A 21,564-nucleotide genomic window follows, 5' to 3' on the forward strand; every position below is an offset into this window, starting at 1 on the left:
TGCGGTAGGGTGAGGGGTATGCCTCGGCGAGCAGTGACTGCGGACAGATACCCCTCACCCAACCGTATGCGTGGACGCGTGGACGGGCCGTACATGCCCTCTCCCGCAAGGGGAGAGGGCCCATTCATAGGCACCGCATCAGCTTGCCCATGGCGAGCGGGGTCCAAGATGATCGTTGGTACGGGGTCACACGAGCTGCGTCGGAGAACCCGGGCTACGCGCTCGCGCATCACCGCCCGACGAAGCCGCGGCGGGCGAGGCCTGCGAGGGCGCCGCGCAGGCGGGCGCGGTTGGTGATGACGCCGCAGGAGGAGCTGAACAGGCGGACCACGAGCTGACGCCGCTGCGCTTCGGTCGGCTGCAGGCGCAGATGCATGGTCTTCTTCGAGACCGCGTCGACAGAGGCATCGATCCAGCCGAGACCGTCGAGATGAACAGGCATGGCGCTTCCCGGACGCGTCATGCCCTGGCGAAAGCCCGCCACGCGCGCGGACGATAGCGACAGCGCCTCGATGCGGCACGGCACGACCTCCCCCTGATGCGCCAGCCACCCGGCCTCGTTGCTGGGAAACAGGTCCTCCGCCCGTGGCAGCTCGAAGCAGACGAGGAACGCGATGAAGGAGATCAGCATCGCGATGCCGGCCCATAGCAGGTTGAAATAGTCGATCGAAGAGATCTCGCTGGCTGCATTCGGCGACACGAACGCCCAGGCGATGGCCGCCGCCGAGCTCGCGGCGATCAGGCCGAAGATCGCGGCGAGCTTGCCGTGAACGCGCGGCTGCGAGCGGTCGCCGCCCTTGTCGGTGACCTTGAACGGGCGGCCGAACGGCCTCACGAGAGAACTGAGCAACGTCGCCGTGACCGCAAAGCAGGTCACCGCATGCGTCGCCTCCATGAACAGCGGCAAGGTCTTCGCGCGCGAGATCCATCCCATGTAGATGATGGTGCCGAGCAGCGCCGGAACGCCATAGCGAAGGAAGGACAGATAGTCGGCCTCGAACGCCGGGAGACCTGCGAACCAATAGATCGGCGGCGCGATCAACAGCAGCACCATGAACGGCTTGCAGACCCAGTTCAGCACCCCATGCAGGAAATGCCAGCGCTGGGTCAAGCTGTAGCCGCGGCTGCGCATCGGACCGTCGCGCAGCAGTGCGACCTGGATCGTGCCGAGGCACCAGCGCGCGCGCTGGGTGATGTATTCCGGGACGCCCTCGGCGGAGAGGCCGAAGCTAAGCGGCTCGTTGAGCCAGACGGTGCGGAAGCCGCGCTTGAGCAGCGTGTAGGTGAGGTTGAGATCCTCGGAGATCGCCGCATGCGGGAAGCCGCCGATCTCCACCAGCCGCTCGCGCCGCACCACGAAGGAGGTTCCGACGCAGAAGGCGCAGCCCCAGGCATCCTTGGCCGGCTGGAACACGTCGAAGAAGAAGCGCTGGTCGTCGACCCAATGACGGGACGCCAGCAGATTGTGCTGGATCGGATCCGGGTTGTAGTAGAATTGCGGGGTCTGCACGACGGCGATATCGGGTTCGGACAGCAGCAGGCCGACAGTGCGCTGCAGGAAATCACGCCGTGGCGCGAAGTCCGCATCGAGCACCAAGATAACCGGTGCGTTCGACTGGCGCGCGGTCGCGGCGAGCGCATTGTTGAGATTGCCGGCCTTGGCGCCCTTGTTGTCCGGCCGTGTCAGATGGCGCGCGCCGACCTCGTCGCAGAACGCGCACAGCCAGTCGCGGCGGGTGTCGTCGAGCACCCAGACCGTCTTGTTGGCGTAGTCGAGCGCGAGCGCGGCGAGGATCGAGCGCTCGACGATCTCCATCGGTTCGTCATAGGTGCAGATGAAGATGTCGACAGCCGGCTGCTGGCCCCGCTCGACCAGCGCGCGCCGTGCGGCATCGGCTTGCGCCGAGCGGTCGATGCTGCGGGTCAGGATCAGGATCGACATCAGCGTGTAGGTGATCGCGACGATCTCGAGCGTGATGAACAGCCGCGGCCACAGCGCCTGCAAGGTGAGATCGAACGGAGGCAGCGTGTCGTTCCAGCGCCACAGCGTGTAGATGAGCAGGAACGATGCAGCGGTGGCGCCGAACAGCACGCGATCGCGCGGGCGCGTCGGGTCGAGCAGCCGGGCCATGACGAGCAGTCCGAGCAGGACGCCGAGATCGGTCGTCAGCACCGATGGAGCATTGCTGGCGGTCGGAAACATCAGGGCACCCTCGCGCCGGTGAACGGGTTCCAGCCGGTCTCGGCGAGCACGGCCCAGGCCGTGGCGCCGAGATGCGGCCGCTTGTAGTAGAAGAAGTCCTGAATGGTGGTCGCGCCAGTCGGATCAATCGAAAGCCCAGTGGTGAGACGCGCGCTGCGTGTCGCGTTCAGCAACCCGGAGGAAGTGCGGTCGGCCCCCATGCCGGCCAGCAGGCGCCGGCTCGCAGCGGCATCGCCGACAATCTGATAAGCCAACGCCGCCTGCGCGGTGCCCTCGACCCAGACGCCATCGCGATCGCCGTTGAAGTCGAAACCGCCATCCACCGCGAGCTTGCTCTCGGCGAAGCCGAGCGCCTTGCGCCAGGCGGGTGCATCCGGCACCGCCATCCACGGCCACAGCTGCACATCGAGCGCCAGCAGATTGCTCTCCGCATCACTGCCGTCCGGCTTGGTGCCGAGCAGGAAGTGATCGCCGCGGAAGGTGCGATCGAGCAGCCGTCGTGCCGTCTGCGCGGCGTCCTGGTAGCGCGGCTCCGACGTGAGACGATGGAGCCATGACGCCACGGCGTAGACGTCGGCATTGTGCTCGGTCGACATCCAGGTGAGCCGCACCTGCTGCGGATCGTAGCCGTGGAAGCCGCCGCTGAACCCGTCTGTCCCGTCGCTCGCATTGACGATGATCCAATCCATCAGCCGGCGCGCGTTCGCGAGATAGGCCGCATCCCCCGTCGCCTCATGCAGCGTGAGCAGCGCGAGCGCCGCCCAGGCGACGTTGCCGGTCGCGGTCCCATCCTGCGCGGGATCCTCGCCCCAGATGTTCTTCTGGTGATCCCACCAGCCCGGCAGCAGCGCAGCCCCCGAACCGACCGGACCTGCGCGATAAGCATTGCGCAGGCGGCCATCCTCAAAGCTGCGATCATTGCTGGCCGCATGCACCAGCGCATTGCCGATCACGCGTCCCTCGTTGATGCGGCCGCATGCGACGAGCGCGATCACGGCCAGTGCGTTGTCATAGGTGAACGCGGTGGTGGAAAGACCGAGCGGCAGCCCCTCCTCGTCCCCGCCCGGCTCGTAGCTGCGAATGAACGCGGCCTCATGCCCGGCGAGCTTCGGCTCGACGGCCTTGATCAGGCCTGGGCAGAAGGAGCCCTCGGCGTGCGCCGGCATGACGGCACCGAGCAGCGCCATCGACAGCATCATGATGACGAGCCTCATTGCGCCGCCACCCTCCCGGTCGCCGGCAGCCAGGGATTGGACAGCTCGCCGTGCTGCGCCGCAGACTGCGACCGCAGCGCGGAGTCGAGCTTGGCAACACCGGCGCGCCGCGTCGCCTCATCAGGCTCCGAGGAGTCGAGATCGGCGAGGGAGGCGACCAGATGCCCGAGCCGCCGCCAGGTCACGGACATCGACGGCACGATGCCGTTGTCGCGGGTGACGGTGACCCACTGCCCGACCGTACAGGCCGGCGTCGCCACCGAGGCCGGCTGCGCAGCAGGCTTCGCGTCGGCCGCATCCGGCGTAATCATGACATAGAGTTCGCGCCGCTCGGTCTGCGGAAACGGCACGGCGAAACGCTCGTCGACCTTGTCGCTGGTCTTTGGCAGAACGGCACTGACGACGCCGGTGTGAAAGCCGCCGCCCTCGATGCGGACCTTGGTGCCCGGCTTCATCGCTTCACCCTGGCGGTAGGAAAAGATCGCGACCACGAAGCGCTTGTCGCAATCGACCACCGAGGCGATCGTATCGCCGGCGCTGACGTGGCGTCCGGTGTCGGCGCCGACCGCAAGCACCTTGCCTGGCCCCGGCGAAAGCACGTCCGCGGCGGCAAGCCGCGCCAGTCGCGCGCGCTCGGACTTGATCAGGCCCTCGAGATCGTCGAGCATCGCCTGTTGCTGCTTCTCCTCGATCTCCATCCGTCTGGCGTCGAGATCGATGTCGCGGCGCTTCTGGCCGAGCATGTTGAGCGCAACGAGATCCTCGCCGACATAGACGCCGGCGTTCAGCGCCTTCAATTGCGTCAGCTTCTGGTTCAGCTTGGCGGTCTGCGCATCGGTGTCGTGCAGCGCCGCTGCATATTGCTGCTCGGTCGGCTTCAGCATCTCGACGCTGGCGGCATCGCGCGCGACCATGCGGTTCTGGCGGTCGACGATGGCCTTCTTCTCGCTGCTCATCGCGTTGGATTGCGCGACGCGGGCGCGCAGCTCCTCGATCTGCGACTGCAGCTGCGCCTTCAACTGCTCGGCCTGGCTTTTGATCTCCTCATCGAGCGAAGAGACATAGGTGATGTCGGATTGATGTTTGGCGCGGGTGGCGTCGAGCTTCTGTCGCGCATCGCCCGCTTTTTCCTCCAAGGAGATCAGCGTGGTGCGATCGAGCCGCGAATTCGTGATCTGCGCGAGGCGATCCCCGGCCTTCACCTCGCCGGCCGGCGTTGCATTGAGGGTTTCGACCTGTCCCGCGATCGGCGAGGTCAACAGCATCACGGGAGCATCGACGACGGCGCGGTCGGACTGATCGGCGATGATCGGCGGCACCACCGCGGTCAGCATCAGCGCCGACAGGATGCCGGCGACGCCCACGGCGGAGACGCGCAGGATCACGGGATGGCGCGGCCGCGCCGGAGCTTTCGGAGCGGCGGAACGCGGTGCGGCGGATGGCTTGAAACCGTCATCGAAGCGATCGGTCATCGGGTCTCTTTCGGTTTGGGGTGATACGCCCCGAAAGACGCTTCCTCTGATGATCCGAGGTTCCAGGCCCCGGTCTCGATGGTTGAAGCGCAAACCAGATCACGCGGACATCGTTTCAAGCCGAGTCCGATCTTCGCCCCTTCTGCCGGTCACCTTATGTTGCAGTGCGATGGCAGGGTTTCCGCCATCCGCGCCACACTCAATCCTCATTCGCCTTGAAGCGCCCGAGTCCCTTCAAGATGAACGGCGCGACCAGCGCAATCAGCGCGACAACTAATAACGTCGCGGAGATCGGAGATTGCAGCAACGTCATGGGATCACCGAGGCTGATCGCCAACGCGCGGCGCAGCTGGCTCTCGGCGATCGGGCCGAGGATCAGCCCGACGACAACAGGCGCGATCGGGAAATCGAAGCGGCGCATCAGGAAGCCGAGCACGCCGAAGCCGGCGAGCATCGACAACTCCACCACCGACGGCTTGGCCGCAATCGTGCCCATCGTGGCGAACACGAGAATGCCGGCGTAGAGCCAGGGCGTCGGGATCTTCAGCAATCGCACCCACAGGCCGACCAGCGGCAGATTCAGCACCAGCAACATCGTGTTGGCGATGAACAGGCTCGCGATCAGGCCCCAGACGAGATCGGGCCGTTCGGCGAACAGCAGCGGTCCGGGATTGAGACCATATTGCTGAAAGCCCGCGAGCATCATCGCCGCGGTTGCGGAGGTTGGTAGTCCCAGCGTCAGCAGCGGCACCAGCGTGCCCGCCGCCGACGCATTGTTGGCCGCCTCCGGTCCGGCGACGCCCTCGATCGCGCCCTTGCCGAACTCATCCGGATATTTCGTCAGCCTGCGTTCGGTCGAATAGGACAAGAAGGTCGGAATCTCCGCGCCGCCGGCCGGCAGCGCGCCGATCGGGAAGCCGAATAGGGTGCCGCGCAGCCACGGCTTCCACGAGCGCTTCCAGTCCTCGCGCGTCATCCATAGCGAGCCCTTGACCGCCTCGATCTTCTCCTCGGTGTGATGCCGGCGCGAGGCGACGTAGAGCGCCTCGCCGACGGCGAACAGGCCGACCGCGAGCGTCGTCACCTCGACACCATCGAGCAGCTCGGGCACGCCGAAGGCGAGCCGCGCCTGCCCCGTCAGCTTGTCGATGCCGACAAGGCCGAGCACCAGCCCGATGAACAGGCTTGTGAGGCCGCGGATCGGCGAGTCGCCGAAGGTCGCGGACACCGTGATGAAGGCGACGCACATCAGCGCGAAGTAATCCTCGGGGCCGAAGCGCACCGCGATGTCGACGAGGTAAGGCGAAAGGAATGCCAGGCCGATGGTGGCGATGGTGCCGGCGACGAAGGAGCCGATCGCCGAGGTCGCCAGCGCCGGGCCGCCGCGGCCAGCCTTGGCCATCTTGTTGCCTTCCAGCGCGGTCGCCATCGAGGCGCTCTCGCCGGGCGTGTTGATCAGGATCGCGGTGGTCGAGCCGCCATACATGCCGCCGTAATAGATGCCGGCGAACATGATCAGCGAGCCGCCGGGATCGAGCTTGTAGGTGACCGGCAACAGCAGCGCCACAGTCAGCGCCGGCCCGATGCCCGGCAGCACGCCCACGGCGGTGCCGAGGAACACGCCGATCAGCGCATAGAGCAGGTTCATCGGCTGGGCGGCGATCGCCATCCCATGCGCGAGCGCGGCGAAGGTGTCCATCAAAGCAGTCTTTCGAGCGGACCGGCGGGAAGGCTCAGGGTGAGGAGACGGTCGAAGGCCATGTAGATCAGCGTCGTCAGCAGCGCGCCGATGATGAGGTCGGTTGCGAAGGCGCGGCGGCCGAACGCCGCCGAGGTCGTCACGAACAGTGCCGTCGTCGCCAGAATGAAGCCGCCGCCGAAGCCGATGATAGCGATCAGCAGCGCGAGGCCGACCAGGATCAGCAGCACGGCCACGGGATCGGAGCTCTCGCGCGGCGGCAGGTTGCCCCTGACCGCGTCGATCAGATTGGCCAATGCCAGAATCCCAAGCCCGATCGCGATCACCACCGGCATGACCTGCGGGCCCATGCCGTACATGGTAGTGGCCGGGATCTGGTTCGCGTCATAGACCAGAACCAGCGCGACGGCGGCCAGCAGCGCCGCAATGACGATGCCGGCCTTGTCGACGCCTCGGCCGGGAGCTTGCGTGCCGGCGCTATCGGTCATGACTTGACGAGACCGACCGACTTCAGCACGTCGGTCACGCGCACGTTCTCCTTCTTCAGGAAATCGGCAAAGGCATCGCCCGCGAGATAGGCGTCGTCCCAGCCCTTCTGCTTCAGGATGTCCTTCCAGGCATCCGACTTCACCATCTTCTCGACGGCCTCGCTCAGCGTCTTCTTCTGCTCCGGCGTGATGCCGGGCGCGGCGACGACCGAACGCCAATTGGCGAGCACGAGGTCGATGCCCTGCTCCTTGAAGGTCGGGATGTCGACGCCGGGAATGCGGTTCTCGGAGGACACGCCGATCGCGCGCAGCTTGCCGCTCTTGATCTGCCCGTCATACTCGGAGAGACCGGAGATGCCCGCCGTCACCTTGCCGCCGAGGATGGCCGCGAGCGACTCGCCGCCGCCCGAGAACGGGATGTAGTTGACCTTCTTCGCGTCGGCCCCGACCGCGCCGGCGAACAGCGCCGCCATGACGTGATCGACGCCACCGGCCGAGCCGCCGGCGAAAGTCACCTTGGCGATATCGGCCTTCAATGCGGCTGCGAGATCCTGCGCTGTCTTGATCGGAGACGCAGCCGGCACGACGATGACCTGGATCTCCTCGGTCAGCCGCGCGATCGGCGTCACCTGCTCCAGGGTCACCGGCGACTTGTTCATGGCGAGCGCGCCGACCATGACGAAGCCGTTGACCATCAGCTGGTTGCCGTCGCCCTTGGCGCCGTTGACGAACTGCGCGATGCCGACGGTGCCGCCGGCGCCGGCGACATTGGTGACCTGCACGCTGCGCGCCACGCCCGAGGCGACGAACGCCTGCTGCATCGCCCGTGCGGTCTGGTCCCAGCCGCCGCCGGGCGCCGCGGGCGCCATGACCTTCAGCTCCAATTGCTGGGCAGAGGCCGGCGCACCGGCCAGGACTGTCAACGCAACAGCTGCGCCGAACAAGCGCGCACAGAATGACTTCAAGGACCCCTCCACGGCCGCCCCGGCGGCTCACGTTTCTTTATCCGCGTCTCAAACGCGATCATGCGGCACCAGGACGCGCGCGGTCGCACAATCCACGACGCACGGACCGTTCAGGCCGTCTCTCGGATTCTCAAGACGCAGCAAAAGCTTACAGCCGCAAAGGGGGCATTCAAGGCGCCGCCCTGCGACAGGATAGCGCACCCCTTTACCCGAGGCGCGTCGCTCCTCGGCAGCCTGGGAAGCTTAGCCGCAGGTCCAGACCATGCCGACCGGCGTGCGGGTCCAGCACGGGCCGAAGCTGCCGCCATTGTAATGGCCGCGATAGAAGCCGGGCTGGCCGAAATAGTGCCACTCGCCGTTGTACAGCATGTATTTCGGCGTACCGTCGATGTACCAGTGCCGGCGGCTGCCGCGCGGCGGCCCGTTGCGCATTGCTTCCTTGTCCGCATAGAGCGGCAGGCTGTTGTTCGGCGGCTGCTTGTAGCCGGGCAGGAAGCCATAGCCCTGCCAGCGATGCGCCTTGCGCTTGTGCGACGGAGCGGCTGTCACGATCGCCGGCAGCAGCAGCAGGAGCGTCACGATCGAAACGATGAGGCGATGCGGCATTGCGGTGACCAGGCTGACGGGACGATTCTAATCTTGCGCGTGGTTGTGCGGCACGGCAATGGCCGTCGCGTCACGACATGTTTCAGTGATGATGCCGACGCACGCGACGCGGCGGAGGCGACGGCGGCGCATAGAACGGATTGAGGTCGCACGTCGCTGACCGTCCGGATGCGGTCGCGCGGCATTGCGGCAGCGACGTATAGCTGCAATCGATCCATTCGCCGCCGCCGAACCGGCCGCCTTCATACACCTTCATGCACACGGGATAGCGCGGATCGTAGGCCTGGGCGTGAGCCGGGCTTGTCATGGCCGAGCCCGCCGTCAAAGCGAGCACGAGGGCGCTCCAGGTCAGAACACGCATGCAGGACCTCCGGTCTTGATCTCGCCGGCCCCACGCCGATTCCCGAGACTTTGATTGCACCTGCTCTGTATCGCCGGGGCCCGTCCCTCGCAATGACGCCATTACAACAGGTCGGCCTGCTCTCCGCCGCGGAAGCCCATCGCCAGCACGTAGCGCTCCGAGGAATCCTGCCGGCTCGCGGCCGGCTTGACGTGACGGACGGTGGCGTAATCGCGCTTCAGCTGCGCCAGCAGCTCGGCATCGGCGCCGCTCTGGAACGTCTTGGCGAGGAAGCTGCCGCCGGGCTTAAGCACCTCGCCGGCGAAATGCGCCGCGAGCTCCACGAGGCCGACGATGCGGAGCTGATCGGTCTTGCGATGGCCGGTGGTGTTGGCGGCCATGTCCGACATCACGACGTCGGCGCGACCGCCGATCATCGCGCGCAGCTTCTCCGGGGCATCCTCGGCGTGGAAATCGAGCTGGGTGAAGGTGACCCCCGGGATCTCGCCCATCTCCAGCAGGTCGATCGCGATCACCTTGCCCTTCCCGGCCTCGGCGCCGACCCGCCGCGCCGCGATTTGGCTCCAGCCGCCGGGCGCGGCGCCGAGATCGACCACGGTCATGCCGGGCTTGAGCATGTGATATTTGTCGTCGATCTCGAGCAGCTTGTAGGTCGCGCGCGAGCGATAGCCGTCGCGCTTGGCCTGCGCCACATAGGGATCGTTGAGCTGCCGCTCCAGCCAGAGTTTCGAGGACAGCTTGCGCTTGCCCCCGGTCTTGACCTGCACATGCATGCGGCCGGTGGTGTCTTTTGCCATCTTGATCTCGGAAGTCGTTCCGGGACCGCCCGTCAGGGCGGGACCCGGAATCCAGAAGTTACGGAACGAGATTCCGGGTTCGCACCAGCCGCAACAGCTTCGCTGTTTCGTCTGGCGCGCCCCGGAATGACGTCCCTTGTTACTTTGCTACGCCGTCCTCAGCGCGCCGTCCTCGCGCATCATCTCGACCAGCATGCCTTCACGCAGGCCGCGATCGGCCACGCGCAGCCGAGGCAGCGGGAAGGCGTCACGGATGGCGTCGAGAATGGCGCAGCCGGCCAGCACGAGATCGGCGCGGTCGATGCTGATGCAGTTGTTCTCGGCGCGCTCCTGGTAGCTCATCGCCAGCAGCTTGCCGATCGTCGTCGTGATGTCGGCATCGTTGATCCAGATGCCGTCGACCCGTCGGCGATCGTAACGCGCGAGATTGAGATGAATGCCCGCCAGCGTCGTCACGGTGCCGGAGGTGCCGAGCAGATGCATGCCGGAGAGGTCGCCGCCGTTATCGGCTGCAAAAGGTCCGACATGCTCGGCCACGGCCTCGACCATGGCGGCATAGATCTCCGGCGTCACGTCGCGGCCGCCGAAGCGCTCCGCCAAGGTCACGACCCCGAGCGGGATCGACATCCAGGCCTTGATCCGCGGCTCGGCATTGCGGTCGGACGGATCACGCTCGATCCGCACCAGCTCGCTGGAGCCGCCGCCGATGTCGAACAGGATCGCCCCGCGGCCGCCTGGGTCGAGCAGCGGCGCGCAGCCCTTCACGGCGAGCGCCGCCTCGGTCTCGCGGTCGATCACCTCGAGCTGGATGCCGGTCTCGGCCGCAACCCGGGTCCGGAACCCCTCGGCATTGGCTGCCGCGCGGCAGGCCTCGGTCGCGATCAGGCGCAAACGGCGCGCCTTCTTCGACTGGATCTTGTCCCGGCAGATGGAGAGCGCCGCGATGGCCCGATCCATCGCCGCGTCGCTGATGCAGCCGGTGGTCGAGATGCCCTCGCCCAGCCGGACAATGCGCGAGAACGAGTCGACCACGCGAAAACTGTCGCCTGACGGACAGGCGATCAGGAGCCGGCAATTGTTGGTTCCGAGGTCCAGCGCCGCATACACGCTGCTGCCATGGCTGGCGCAGGCCGGTGTCGCGACGTCCAGACCCGGATGCAAGCCGGGCTCCAGGTTCCCGCGCGGCGTCGGACTCTCCCGCAGCCGCGTGTCATTGATCATTCAAATGTCTTTCCGCTGGCCGAACCGGCCCAGATGGAAGTTCTCTTTCCCGAGACTTTATCAGTGCATAGCGCCGGCGCAACAGCCCCTCCGTCAGGCGTGATGCACCATTCCTAATCAACCGTTGTCCGGCCGCGGGCCCTGCACTATCTGGGAACAGCCCGTTTTTGCGCTCCATCCAGCTCTCCGGATCCCCTTCCATGCAAGATCACACCGCCCCGGCCTCCCTCGAAAACGCGATCGCGCTGCAGAAATTCGGCGTCGGGCAGCCGGTCCGGCGCAAGGAGGACGACACGCTGGTGCGCGGCCACGGCAAATATACCGACGATTTCAACCTGCCCGGCCAGGCGCATGCCTGGATCGTCCGCTCCAGCCACGCCCACGGCATCATCAAGGGCATCGACACGTCAGCCGCCAAGGCGATGCCGGGCGTGCTCGGCGTGTGGACCGGCGCCGACCTCGCTGCGGCCGCCTATGGCCCGTTCACCTGCGGCCTGCCGCTGAAGGGCCGGGACGGCTCGCCGCTGCTGCAGACCAACCGCCCGGCGCTGGTCACGGACAAGGTGCGCTTCGTCGGCGATCCCGTCGCCTTCGTGGTGGCCGAGACCGCCGCCCAGGCCCGCGATGCGGCCGAGGCGGTGGAGGTCGACATTGAGCCCCTGCCCGCTGTCACCAACGCCGAAGACGCGACCAAGCCCGGCGCGCCGCAGCTCTACGACCACATCCCGAACAACGTCGCGCTCGATTACCATTACGGCGACACGGCCAAGATCGACGAGGCCTTCGCCAAGGCCGCGCACGTGACCAAGCTCGACATCGTGAACACCCGCGTCGCCGTGGTGTCGATGGAGCCGCGCGTGGCGCTGGCCGCCTTTGACGGCAAGACCGAGCGCTTCACCCTGCAGGTGCCGACGCAGGGCGTGTCCGGCAACAAGGCGACGCTGGCCAAGATCCTCAACGTCGCGCCGGAGAAGGTCCGCATCGTCACCACCAATGTCGGTGGGTCCTTCGGGATGAAGAACGTCTCCTATCCCGAATATGTCTGCATCCTGCACGCCGCCAAGGCGCTGGGGAAGCCGGTGAAGTGGCGCGACGAGCGCACCACCGCCTTTCTTTCCGACAGCCAGGGCCGCGACCAGATCATCCATGGCGAGCTGGCGCTCGACGCCGACGGCAAGTTCCTTGCGGTGAGACTCTCCGGCTACGGCAATCTCGGCGCCTACATCATGGGCGTGGCGCCGCTGCCGCTGTCGCTCAACACCGGCAAGAACCTCGCCAGCGTCTACAAGACGCCGCTGCTCGGCGTCGACATCAAGACCGTGCTGACCAACGTCACCCTGATGGGCGCTTATCGCGGCGCCGGCCGGCCCGAGGCCAACTACTTCATGGAGCGGCTGATCGACACCGCCGCACGCGAGATGGGGATCGATCGCCTCACCATCCGCAAGCGCAACTTCATCAAGCCGAGCCAGATGCCGTTCCCGGCGGCCTCCGGCGTCACCTATGATTCCGGCGACTTCGCCGCGGTGTTCGAGAAGGCGCTGGAGGTTTCCGACTATGCGGGCTTCGCCAAGCGCAAGCGCGAGAGCCGCAAGGCCGGCAAGCTGCGCGGCATCGCCGTCGGCTCGTATCTGGAAGTGACCGCGCCGCCGAGCGGAGAGCTGGGCAAAATCACTTTCGATGCCGACGGCGGCGTGACGCTCACGACCGGCACGCTCGACTACGGCCAGGGCCATGCGACGCCGTTCTCACAGGTGCTGTCGGAGCAGCTCGGCGTGCCCTTCGACAAGATCCGGCTGGAGCAGAGCGATTCCGATCTCGTCCGCTTCGGCAACGGCACCGGCGGCTCGCGCTCGATCACCGCGACTGGGCAGGCGATCGTCGAGTCCTCGCAGCTCGTCATCGCCAAGGGCAAGCAGGCGGCTGCCCATCTGCTGGAGGCGTCCGAGGCCGACATCGAGTTCTCAGCCGGCCAGTTCACCATCGCCGGCACCGACCGCAGCATCGACATCATGGAGCTGGCGCGGCGCATGCGCGAGGGCAAGATGCCCGACGGTGTGCCGGCCTCGCTCGACGTGGATCACAATTCGACGGCGACGGAGTCGACCTTCCCGAACGGCTGCCATGTCTGCGAGGTCGAGATCGAGCCGGACACCGGCGTCGCGCAGATCGTCGGCTACACCGCGATCAACGACTTCGGCACCGTGATCAACCCGATGATCGTCGCCGGCCAGCTGCACGGCGGCGTCGCCCAGGGCATCGGCCAGGCGATGATGGAGCACCTGCGCTACGACGAGAGCGGCCAGCCGATCACCGGCTCGCTGATGGACTACGCGCTGCCGCGTGCCTCCGACGTGCCGATGATGACGGTCGACAACCACCCGGTGCCGGCCAAGAGCAATCCGCTGGGCACCAAGGGCTGCGGCGAAGCCGGCTGCGCGGGCTCGATGGCGAGTGTGATCAACGCTGTCATCGACGCGCTGTCGGACTACGGCGTGAAGCATCTGGACATGCCGCTGACGGCGGAGAAGATCTGGCGCGCGATCCAGGACGGCAAGGCGAAGACGGCGGCATGAGAAGCGCGTTAGCGCTACGATGAGTTAGTGCCCCGCTCTCTCCTCCGTCATGGCCGGGCTTGACCCGGCCATCCACGAGCAGCAGGTGACCCGCGACGTGGATGCCCGGGACAAGCCCGGCCATGACGACTGACTGATTGGGGACAGCCTACCTCTTTCGCCTTCAAGCGCTACACCGCCGCCTGCGCGCGCGGTTGATAGATCGCGACGTGGTGGCAGTGCGCGAGCGGCCGCGTACCGTTTGCGACCACCAGCGCATCGATCTCGACGAAGCGGTGGCCCTTCTTCTCGTAGTTGGCAACCACGCGGCCTCGCGCCGTGATCTCGTCGGTATCGGCGATCACCGCCAGAAGTTGCATCCGGCTGCCGACGTGAATCCACGGGCCGAGCACGACATTGTCGACCAGCAGCCGGTTCATCACCCGCTGCAGCATGCCGGGATGGCCGAGCCGTTCGGCGGCATAGCGTGGATCGCGCTCGCGGATCTCATCGAGGTACATCGTGGCCGCCTGCCCCGGCCAGGCGCGCGGCGCCGTGCCGAGCCAGCTGCCGAGCGCGAACGAGTCTGCGCCGACCGGCGGTCGCACGGCCGCCAGCGGAACGTCGCGGTACTCGGACAGAAGCACATTGGGGACCGTCGTCGGCAATGATGCGGAACCCGTGGCGCAGAGTTGCCCCTGGCTCAGCACCTCCAGCGCAAGGCCATCGCCCTCCCCGTTCGCCCTGACCTCCGCGATCTCCCCGTCATAGACCGGCTTGATGAACCGCGCCTCGATCAGCCCACGCTCCAGGAACGCCCGCCCCCAGCGCGCGACCGGCTGGTGCAGCATATAGGCCAGCACCTCGACACCCGGCACGAGCCCGCCGGCGAAGCCGAAGCGGCGGGCAACGCTGTCGTCGTGCATCTTGTTCTCGGACTGCTTGGCCGTGTTGAACGCCTCGACCGCATAAGGCGCAATGTCGCCCGTCATCCTTGCCTCCCTTTGACCCTTTTCCGGCGATGGTACCGGCCGGAAAGCCCCTGGCAAGGTCCGCGTTTGGCTCGCAATTCGCACCGTGATGGAGTACCAACCGGCCATCCCGAATGAAGGCCCGATGACGCTCCAAACCGCCCCGACCACCATCTATGTCGACGCCGACGCCTGCCCGGTGAAGGACGAGATCTACCGCGTCGCGATCCGGCACGGCCTGCCGGTGGTCGTCGTCGCCGGCGGCTTCATCCGCGTGCCGGACGATCCGCTGATCACGCGCATCGCGGCCGGCAGCGGCATGGATGCCGCGGACGACTGGATCGCCGAACGCACCACCGCAGACGACATCGTCATCACCGCGGACATTCCGCTGGCGAGCCGCTGCGTCAAGGCGGGCAGCGCCGTGATCGCGCCGAACGGCAAGCCGTTCACGGAGGAGTCGATCGGCATGACGCTCGCGGTGCGCAACCTGATGACGGACCTGCGCTCGTCCGGCGAAGTCACCGGCGGCCCGCGCTCGTTTACGCCGCGCGACCGCTCCACCTTCCTCTCCACCCTCGACACCACGATCCGCCGCGTGCAGCGCCAACGCGCCGCGCGGGTCCAGCAACAGAGTTAGCATTATGGCGCCGCCTCTCATCCAATTGAAAGACATCCGCCTGACCTTCGGCGGCACGGCCCTGCTGCAAGGCGTGGAGCTCTCCGTCTCGCCCGGCGAGCGCGTCTGCCTGATCGGCCGCAACGGCTCCGGCAAGTCGACGCTGCTCAAGATCGCCGCCGGCCTCGTCGATTGCGACAGCGGCACGCGCTTCGTGCAGCCGGGCGCCACCGTGCGCTATCTGCCGCAGGAGCCGGATTTCTCCGGCCATGCCACGACCCTGTCCTACGTCGAGGCTGGGCTTGGACCGGGCGACGATCACTATCAGGCGCGCTATCTGGTCGAGCAGCTCGGGCTGTCTGGCGAGGAGGATCCCGCACATGTCTCCGGCGGCGAGGCACGCCGTGCGGCGCTGGCGCGCGTGCTCGCACCCAATCCCGATATCCTGCTGCTGGACGAGCCGACCAACCATCTCGATCTCACCACCATCGAGTGGCTGGAGAACGAGCTCGACGGCCGCCGCTGCGCGCTGGTGCTGATCAGCCATGACCGCCGCTTCCTGACCAACCTGTCGCGCGCCACCGCCTGGCTCGACCGCGGCCAGATCAAGCAGATCGACCGCGGCTTCGCCGGCTTCGAGGCGTGGCGCGACGAGGTTCTGGCCGAGGAAGAGCGCGAGCAGCACAAGCTCAACCGCAAGATCGTCAACGAGGAACACTGGCTGCGCCACGGCGTGTCGGGGCGGCGCAAGCGCAACGTCAAGCGGCTCGCCAATCTGCATGCGCTGCGCCAGCAGCGCCGCGACTATCGCGGCACGGCGGGCAGCGCCAATCTTGCCGCCGCCGAGGCTGACAAGTCCGGTAAGCTGGTGATCGAGGCCAAGGGTGCGACGAAGAGCTACGGCGATCGCAAGATCGTCGACAATTTCTCCATCCGCATCCAGCGTGGCGACCGTATCGGCATCGTCGGCCCCAACGGCGCCGGCAAGACCACGCTGGTCAACCTGCTCACCGGCGGCAGCGAGCCTGACAGCGGCAGCATCCGCCTCGGTGTCAATCTGGAGACCGCGACGCTCGACCAGCATCGCGAGAGTCTCGATCCCCGCACCACGCTCGCGGAGGCGCTGACCGGCGGCCGCGGCGATCACGTCATGGTGGCCGGCAAGCCGAAGCACGTCGTCGGCTACATGGAGGACTTCCTGTTTTCGCGTGAGCAGATGCGGACGCCGCTCGAAGTGCTCTCCGGCGGCGAGCGCGGCCGGCTGATGCTGGCGCGCGCGCTGGCCAAGCCGTCGAACCTGCTGGTGCTGGACGAGCCGACCAACGATCTCGACCTGGAGACCTTGGACGTGCTCGAGGACATGCTCGGCGACTACGAGGGCACGGTCATCCTGATCAGCCACGACCGCGACTTCCTCGACCGCGTCGTCACCTCGGTGATCGTGCCCGAGGGCAACGGCAAATGGCAGGAATATGCCGGCGGCTATAGCGACATGCTGGTCCAGCGTGGCGCCGACCTGAAGCGCGAGCATGCGGCTGCGGCCGCGGCAGCGGCTGATGACAAGAAGGCAGCGAAGCCTGCTGCGGCGCCTTCGAGCACGCCGAAGCGCAAGATGTCCTTCAACGAGAAGCACGCGCTGGAGACGTTGCCGAAGACGATCAAGAAGCTGCAGTCCGAGATCGCGAAACAGCAGAAGCTGCTCGACGACCCCGCGCTCTATTCGAAGGATCGCAAAAAATTCGACGCCGCCTCTCTCGCACTCGCCACCGCGCAGGCCGAGCTCACCGCCGCCGAAGACCGCTGGCTCGAGCTCGAAGTCCTGCGCGAGGAGATCGAGGGCGCGTGACGCTGCCGTAGGGTGGGCAAAGGCGCGCAAGCGCCGTGCCCACCGAATCCTTGCGCAACAGAAGACGGTGGGCACGCTTCGCTTTGCCCACCCTACGTTTGATGGGACAAGCTTTCCCACCGTCGATGATGGAGCCTACGACATGACCACCCCGCTCGCCGCCAAGATCGCCCGGGAGTACGGCACGCCCTGCGCCGTCATCGACATGGACAAGGTCGAGCGCAACATCGCGCGTATCCAGGCGCAATGCGCCGCGGCGGGCGTCGCCAACCGGCCGCACATCAAGACGCACAAGAGTCCTGTTCTGGCCAAGCTGCAGATCGAGGCGGGCGCACAGGGCATCACCTGCCAGAAGATCGGCGAGGCCGAGATCATGGCGGACGCGGGCATCGCCGACATCCTGATCAGCTACAATCTGATCGGCGAGGAGAAGATGGCCCGCCTCGCCGCGCTGCAGGCGAAGGCCGACATGACCGTCGCCGCCGATAACGCGACCGTCATCGCCGGCCTGCCGCAGGCGGCGAAGCAGTCGGGCCGCACGCTCTCGGTCGTGGTCGAATGCGACACGGGGCGCAAGCGCGCCGGCGTCGAGACACCTGCCCAGGCGATCCAGCTCGCGCGCCAGATCAAGGCCAGCGAAGGCCTGCGCTTCGCGGGCTTCATGCTGTACCCGACCGAGTCCGGCTGGGAGGACGCACAGCGCTTCTACGACGAGGCGCTGGCAGGCGTCCGCGCGGAGGGGCTGGAGGCCAGCATCGTCTCGACCGGCGGCTCGCCGAACCTGAAGAACCTGGGCAAGCTCAAGGGCGCCACCGAGCATCGCCCGGGCACCTACATCTACAACGACCGCATGCAGGTCGCCGCCGGCGTCGCCGGCTGGGACGACTGCGCGCTGCACATCTACTCCACCGTCGTCAGCCGCGCCGCGCCCGAACGCGGCATCCTCGACGCCGGCTCCAAGACATTGACCACCGACACCGGCGGCCTCGACGGCCACGGCCTGATCCTGGAGCATCCGGAAGCCAAGATCGCCCGCTTCGCCGAGGAGCACGGCTTCCTCGACCTCTCCCGCAGCAACACCCGCCCCAATGTCGGCGACGTCGTCCGCATCGTCCCGAACCACGTCTGCGTCGTCGTCAACATGATGGACGAGGTCGTGATGGTCCGCGGGGAGGAGATCCTGGGCACGCTGCCGGTCGCGGCACGAGGCAAGCTGCGGTAGGCCCCTCTCTCTCCGTCGTCATTGCGAGGAGCGAAGCGACGAAGCAATCCAGAGCGGCACGCGTCGCCCTGGATTGCTTCGCTTCGCTCGCAATGACGGCGGAATTCGAGGCTGGCTCCTTCCGAAATCACAGTCGGTCGAGAGACATACGCCAATCGTCGAGCGAGTCGTAGATCACGGTTCTCGGCCACCGAGGGTCGGCTTCACGACGGCCGGACCACGAGAGGTGCACCACGGCCACGCGGCCGTCGCTCAATGCAACGAGGACATCATCGCAATCGTCACGCTTTGCGATGATGCTACCGGATAGATTTGCCAGTGCATGACCGCGAGCAATTTCGCGGGCCAGCTCGGCCTCGAATCTCGTCCGCACATGATCTTCGGTGACCACAAACCAGGACTCGAGCAGCAGATCGGTCATGACGGCCCGGTCCCCTTCAGCCACTTCAACACGCCCTTCCCCGCAGCCACACCGGTCGCAAACGACGCTTGCAGCAGATAGCCGCCGGTCGGGGCCTCCCAATCCAGCATTTCGCCCGCAGCGAATACGCCGGCCAGTCGGCGCAGCATGAAATTGGAATCGAGCTCGTCGCGCGCGATGCCGCCGGCGCTGGAAATGGCGCGCGCCAGCCCGGCGGTGCCCGTCAGCTTGATCGGGACGGCGTTGACGAGCGCAGCGAGACGATCGGGCGGCAGCGAAGACAACGACTGCCCTTGCGTCTTTGCGACCTCCTGCAAGAGTCCGATTGCGACCGGAGAGAGTTGCAGCGCCTTGCGCAACACATTCGAGAACGACTGTTTTCCACGCGGAGCCGATAGCCTCCTGACCAGATCAGCGGCATCGACATCGGGCCGCAGCGCGACGTGCAGCGTCGCCTCGCCATTCAGCGCGATGGCCTCGCGCAATTCGGCCGACAGCGCGTAGACCGCGCCTCCCTCGATGCCGTCGCGCGTGATCACGGCTTCACCGCGCACGCTGCGCTCGCCGAAGGACAGCGCGATGCCTTTCAGCGGCTGGCCCTCGAAGCGGTCGCGGAAGAGGTCCGACCAGCCGACAATGAAGCCGCAATTGGCGGGCCGCAGCGGCGCGATCGCGATGCCTTTTGCTGCGAGAATCGGCACCCAGCCGCCGTCGGAGCCGAGCCGCGGCCAGCTGGCGCCGCCAAGCGCGAGGACGGTAGCATCGGTTACCACGGTGTGCGTACCGTTTGGCGTTGCAAAGATGAGATGGCCCTGATCGTCCCAGCCGGTCCAGCGATGCCGCGGCTCGACGCGGACACCCTGCCCATCGAGCCGGCGCAGCCAGGCCCGCAGCAGCGGCGAGGCTTTCATCGCGACCGGAAACACCCGGCCGGAAGAGCCAACGAAGGTCGGCTCGCCCAACGCCTCGCACCAGTCGCGCAGGTGTTGCGGTGAGAACGCGGTGACGGCTGGTGCCAGCCACGGTGCGGCTTCGCGATAGCGCGCGAGGAACGCCGGCAACTCCTCGCTATGCGTCAGATTGAGCCCGCCGCGTCCAGCCATCAGAAACTTGCGCGCTGCCGATGGCATCGCGTCGTAGACGGTGACCGCGGCTCCGCCTTCGGCCAGCACCTCCGCGGCCATCAGCCCGGCCGGGCCTGCTCCAATAACTGCAATGCGTTTAGAAGACATGTTGTCAGTTTAGGCCGCCCGGCCCACCAAACCAAAGGTCGTCATGCCCGGGCTTGACCCGGGCATCCACGCCTGTCCACGCCGGTGGTGCCAAAGGCGTGGATGGCCGGGTCAAGCCCGGCCATGACGGCGGAGGGTGGGATGCCGACTGTGCTTTACAGCTTGATCCCCAAGCGCGCCGCGGCCTGACCGACATATTTCTGCGTCTGCTCGAACGCGCCCTGCAGCGCGCGTGCCTTGGACATGTCGCTGATCTCGGCGAAATGCGCCGCGATCGCGTCCGGCGTCCACTCCTCCGGCGGCAGGTTGATGCCCTCGCTCTCGAGGATCCTGATCACCGCGAACGAGCCCGCGCCGGCGCCCATGATGGTGCGGGTCGGCGCGTCCTCGCTCAGCAGATACTCGACCGCGGGCGTAATCGATTCCGGCTTCATCAGCTGCAGCGCCTGCGGCGGCAGCAGTTCCTCGGTCATGCGGGTGGCCGCGGTCGGCGAGATGATGTTGACGCGGATGTTGGTCTTGCGGCCCTCCTCCGCCAGCACGTTCATCAGGCCGACCATGCCGGTTTTCGCCGCGCCGTAATTGGCCTGGCCGAAATTGCCGAACAGGCCGGAGGACGACGTCGTCAGCACGATGCGGCCGTAGTTGCGCTCGCGCATGCCGTTCCACACCGCCTTGCAGCAGTAGAAGCTGCCGACCAGATGCACGTCGAGCACCTTGGCGAAATCGGCCACTTCCATCTTGCCGAACGACTTGTCTCTGAGGATGCCGGCATTGGCGCACATGATGTCGACGCTGCCCCACTCCTTGGTGGCGCGCTCGACCATCGCGGTGATCTGCTCGAAGTTCGATACGTCGGCACCGTCAGCCATCGCGGTGCCGCCGGCTTTCCGGATTTCCTCGACCACGGTCTCCGCCGCGGTCATCGAGCCGCCGGTGCCGTCGCGCGCGCCGCCGAAATCGTTGACGACGACCTTGGCGCCGCGGCTTGCCAGCCCCAGCGCATGCGCACGCCCGAGACCATTGCCTGCGCCGGTGACGATGGCGACGCGTCCGTCGAATCTGATTGCCATGATGTTTGTCCTATCAGTTAGGTCGTCATGCCCGGGCTTGACCCGGGCATCCATCACTTTCGATCAGTGGGATGGATCGCCGGGTCAAGCCCGGTGATGACGAGAGGAGGATGAGGTGCGGTTAGCTCAGATAAATCAGCCCGATCCAGTCGGCGACCAAAGCGGGCTTGTCCTCGCCCTCGATCTCGACCGTGACATGGGTGCGCGACTGCAACTCCTTCGGCTTGCGCAGCGTGGCTTCCGCCAGCACGAAGCGGCCGCGCACGCGCTTGCCGGATTTCACCGGCGAGATGAAGCGCAGCTTGTCGAAGCCGTAATTGACGCCCATCGCCGTGCCCTCGATCGCGGGCATGACCTCGTAGGACATCACCGACAGCAGCGACATGGTGAGAAAGCCGTGCGCGATCGTGGTGCCGAACGGCGTCGCCTTGGCCTGCTCGGGATCGACATGGATGAACTGATGATCCTCGATCACATCGGCATAGGTATCGATCCGCTGCTGATCGAGCACGTGCCATGACGATACGCCGATCTCCTGGCCGACCATGGCCTGATAGGCTTCCAGCGATATCGGCGGCTTCTTCCAGATCTTGTTCATG

At 66.6% G+C, this 21,564-nt stretch carries 19 protein-coding genes; 4 read left to right on the plus strand and 15 right to left on the minus strand.

Features of this window, described 5'->3' with window-relative positions:
• Positions 1–229: 229 nt before the first annotated feature.
• The 10 genes from NLR35_RS19740 to NLR35_RS19785 form a co-directional block, all read right to left on the minus strand.
• On the minus strand, positions 230–2,203 hold the full coding sequence (locus NLR35_RS19740; protein ID WP_257168188.1) for a cellulose synthase catalytic subunit: 1,974 nt from the start codon (positions 2,201–2,203) through the stop codon (positions 230–232).
• On the minus strand, positions 2,203–3,417 hold the full coding sequence (locus tag NLR35_RS19745) for a hypothetical protein (RefSeq protein WP_257168189.1): 1,215 nt from the start codon (positions 3,415–3,417) through the stop codon (positions 2,203–2,205). The genes NLR35_RS19740 and NLR35_RS19745 overlap by 1 nt, the downstream gene beginning before the upstream one ends.
• Positions 3,414–4,889 carry an HlyD family secretion protein gene (locus NLR35_RS19750; RefSeq protein WP_257168190.1) on the minus strand — a complete coding sequence of 492 codons (1,476 nt, stop codon included), beginning with the start codon at positions 4,887–4,889 and terminating at the stop codon, positions 3,414–3,416. The genes NLR35_RS19745 and NLR35_RS19750 overlap by 4 nt, the downstream gene beginning before the upstream one ends.
• Before the next feature lie 199 nt (positions 4,890–5,088).
• Positions 5,089–6,588, minus strand: coding sequence for a tripartite tricarboxylate transporter permease (locus tag NLR35_RS19755; protein WP_035646905.1), 1,500 nt, complete (start codon positions 6,586–6,588; stop codon positions 5,089–5,091).
• Complete coding sequence (locus tag NLR35_RS19760) at positions 6,588–7,076, minus strand: tripartite tricarboxylate transporter TctB family protein (protein WP_257168191.1); 489 nt, start codon at positions 7,074–7,076, stop codon at positions 6,588–6,590. The genes NLR35_RS19755 and NLR35_RS19760 overlap by 1 nt, the downstream gene beginning before the upstream one ends.
• On the minus strand, positions 7,073–8,041 hold the full coding sequence (locus NLR35_RS19765; protein WP_257168192.1) for a tripartite tricarboxylate transporter substrate binding protein: 969 nt from the start codon (positions 8,039–8,041) through the stop codon (positions 7,073–7,075). The genes NLR35_RS19760 and NLR35_RS19765 overlap by 4 nt, the downstream gene beginning before the upstream one ends.
• Before the next feature lie 243 nt (positions 8,042–8,284).
• On the minus strand, positions 8,285–8,647 hold the full coding sequence (locus NLR35_RS19770) for a hypothetical protein (protein WP_257168193.1): 363 nt from the start codon (positions 8,645–8,647) through the stop codon (positions 8,285–8,287).
• An 82-nt stretch (positions 8,648–8,729) separates the two neighbouring features.
• Entirely contained in the window at positions 8,730–9,008 is a 279-nt protein-coding gene (locus NLR35_RS19775; RefSeq protein WP_257168194.1) for a DUF3551 domain-containing protein, read from the minus strand.
• Between the two features lie 101 nt (positions 9,009–9,109).
• Positions 9,110–9,805, minus strand: a complete 696-nt coding sequence (locus NLR35_RS19780; protein ID WP_257168195.1) for an RlmE family RNA methyltransferase — start codon at positions 9,803–9,805, stop codon at positions 9,110–9,112.
• A 147-nt stretch (positions 9,806–9,952) separates the two neighbouring features.
• Positions 9,953–11,026 (minus strand): Ppx/GppA phosphatase family protein, encoded by a 1,074-nt coding sequence (locus tag NLR35_RS19785; protein ID WP_257168196.1) that lies wholly within the window; start codon positions 11,024–11,026, stop codon positions 9,953–9,955.
• A 200-nt stretch (positions 11,027–11,226) separates the two neighbouring features.
• On the opposite strand from NLR35_RS19785, the gene NLR35_RS19790 reads away from it, so the two are divergent.
• Positions 11,227–13,602, plus strand: a complete 2,376-nt coding sequence (locus NLR35_RS19790) for a xanthine dehydrogenase family protein molybdopterin-binding subunit (RefSeq protein ID WP_257168197.1) — start codon at positions 11,227–11,229, stop codon at positions 13,600–13,602.
• 170 nt (positions 13,603–13,772) lie between these two features.
• Here the strand turns inward: NLR35_RS19790 and NLR35_RS19795 are convergent, their stop codons facing one another.
• Positions 13,773–14,573, minus strand: coding sequence for a hypothetical protein (locus tag NLR35_RS19795; protein ID WP_257168198.1), 801 nt, complete (start codon positions 14,571–14,573; stop codon positions 13,773–13,775).
• A 124-nt stretch (positions 14,574–14,697) separates the two neighbouring features.
• Here NLR35_RS19795 and NLR35_RS19800 point away from each other — a divergent pair, with 124 nt between their 5' ends.
• From NLR35_RS19800 to NLR35_RS19810, 3 genes are all read left to right on the plus strand, one after another.
• Entirely contained in the window at positions 14,698–15,192 is a 495-nt protein-coding gene (locus NLR35_RS19800; protein WP_257168199.1) for a YaiI/YqxD family protein, read from the plus strand.
• A 4-nt stretch (positions 15,193–15,196) separates the two neighbouring features.
• The gene (locus NLR35_RS19805; RefSeq protein ID WP_257168200.1) at positions 15,197–17,017 is read left to right on the plus strand and encodes an ABC-F family ATP-binding cassette domain-containing protein; all 1,821 of its coding nucleotides are present in this window, start codon (positions 15,197–15,199) and stop codon (positions 17,015–17,017) included.
• 142 nt (positions 17,018–17,159) lie between these two features.
• A complete protein-coding gene (locus NLR35_RS19810; RefSeq protein WP_257168201.1) occupies positions 17,160–18,239 on the plus strand; it encodes a D-TA family PLP-dependent enzyme in 1,080 nt (359 codons plus the stop codon).
• 127 nt (positions 18,240–18,366) lie between these two features.
• Here the strand turns inward: NLR35_RS19810 and NLR35_RS19815 are convergent, their stop codons facing one another.
• The 4 genes from NLR35_RS19815 to NLR35_RS19830 form a co-directional block, all read right to left on the minus strand.
• Entirely contained in the window at positions 18,367–18,660 is a 294-nt protein-coding gene (locus NLR35_RS19815) for a hypothetical protein (protein WP_257168202.1), read from the minus strand.
• Positions 18,657–19,892: a TIGR03862 family flavoprotein gene (locus NLR35_RS19820; RefSeq protein ID WP_257168203.1), complete on the minus strand. Its 1,236-nt coding sequence runs from the start codon at positions 19,890–19,892 to the stop codon at positions 18,657–18,659. The genes NLR35_RS19815 and NLR35_RS19820 overlap by 4 nt, the downstream gene beginning before the upstream one ends.
• A gap of 155 nt (positions 19,893–20,047) precedes the next feature.
• Entirely contained in the window at positions 20,048–20,965 is a 918-nt protein-coding gene (locus NLR35_RS19825; protein ID WP_257168204.1) for an SDR family NAD(P)-dependent oxidoreductase, read from the minus strand.
• A 121-nt stretch (positions 20,966–21,086) separates the two neighbouring features.
• Positions 21,087–21,563, minus strand: coding sequence for a MaoC family dehydratase (locus NLR35_RS19830; protein WP_257168205.1), 477 nt, complete (start codon positions 21,561–21,563; stop codon positions 21,087–21,089).
• Position 21,564 lies beyond the last annotated feature (1 nt).

It is taken from the genome of Bradyrhizobium sp. SRS-191, assembly GCF_024586915.1.
GTDB lineage: Bacteria > Pseudomonadota > Alphaproteobacteria > Rhizobiales > Xanthobacteraceae > Bradyrhizobium.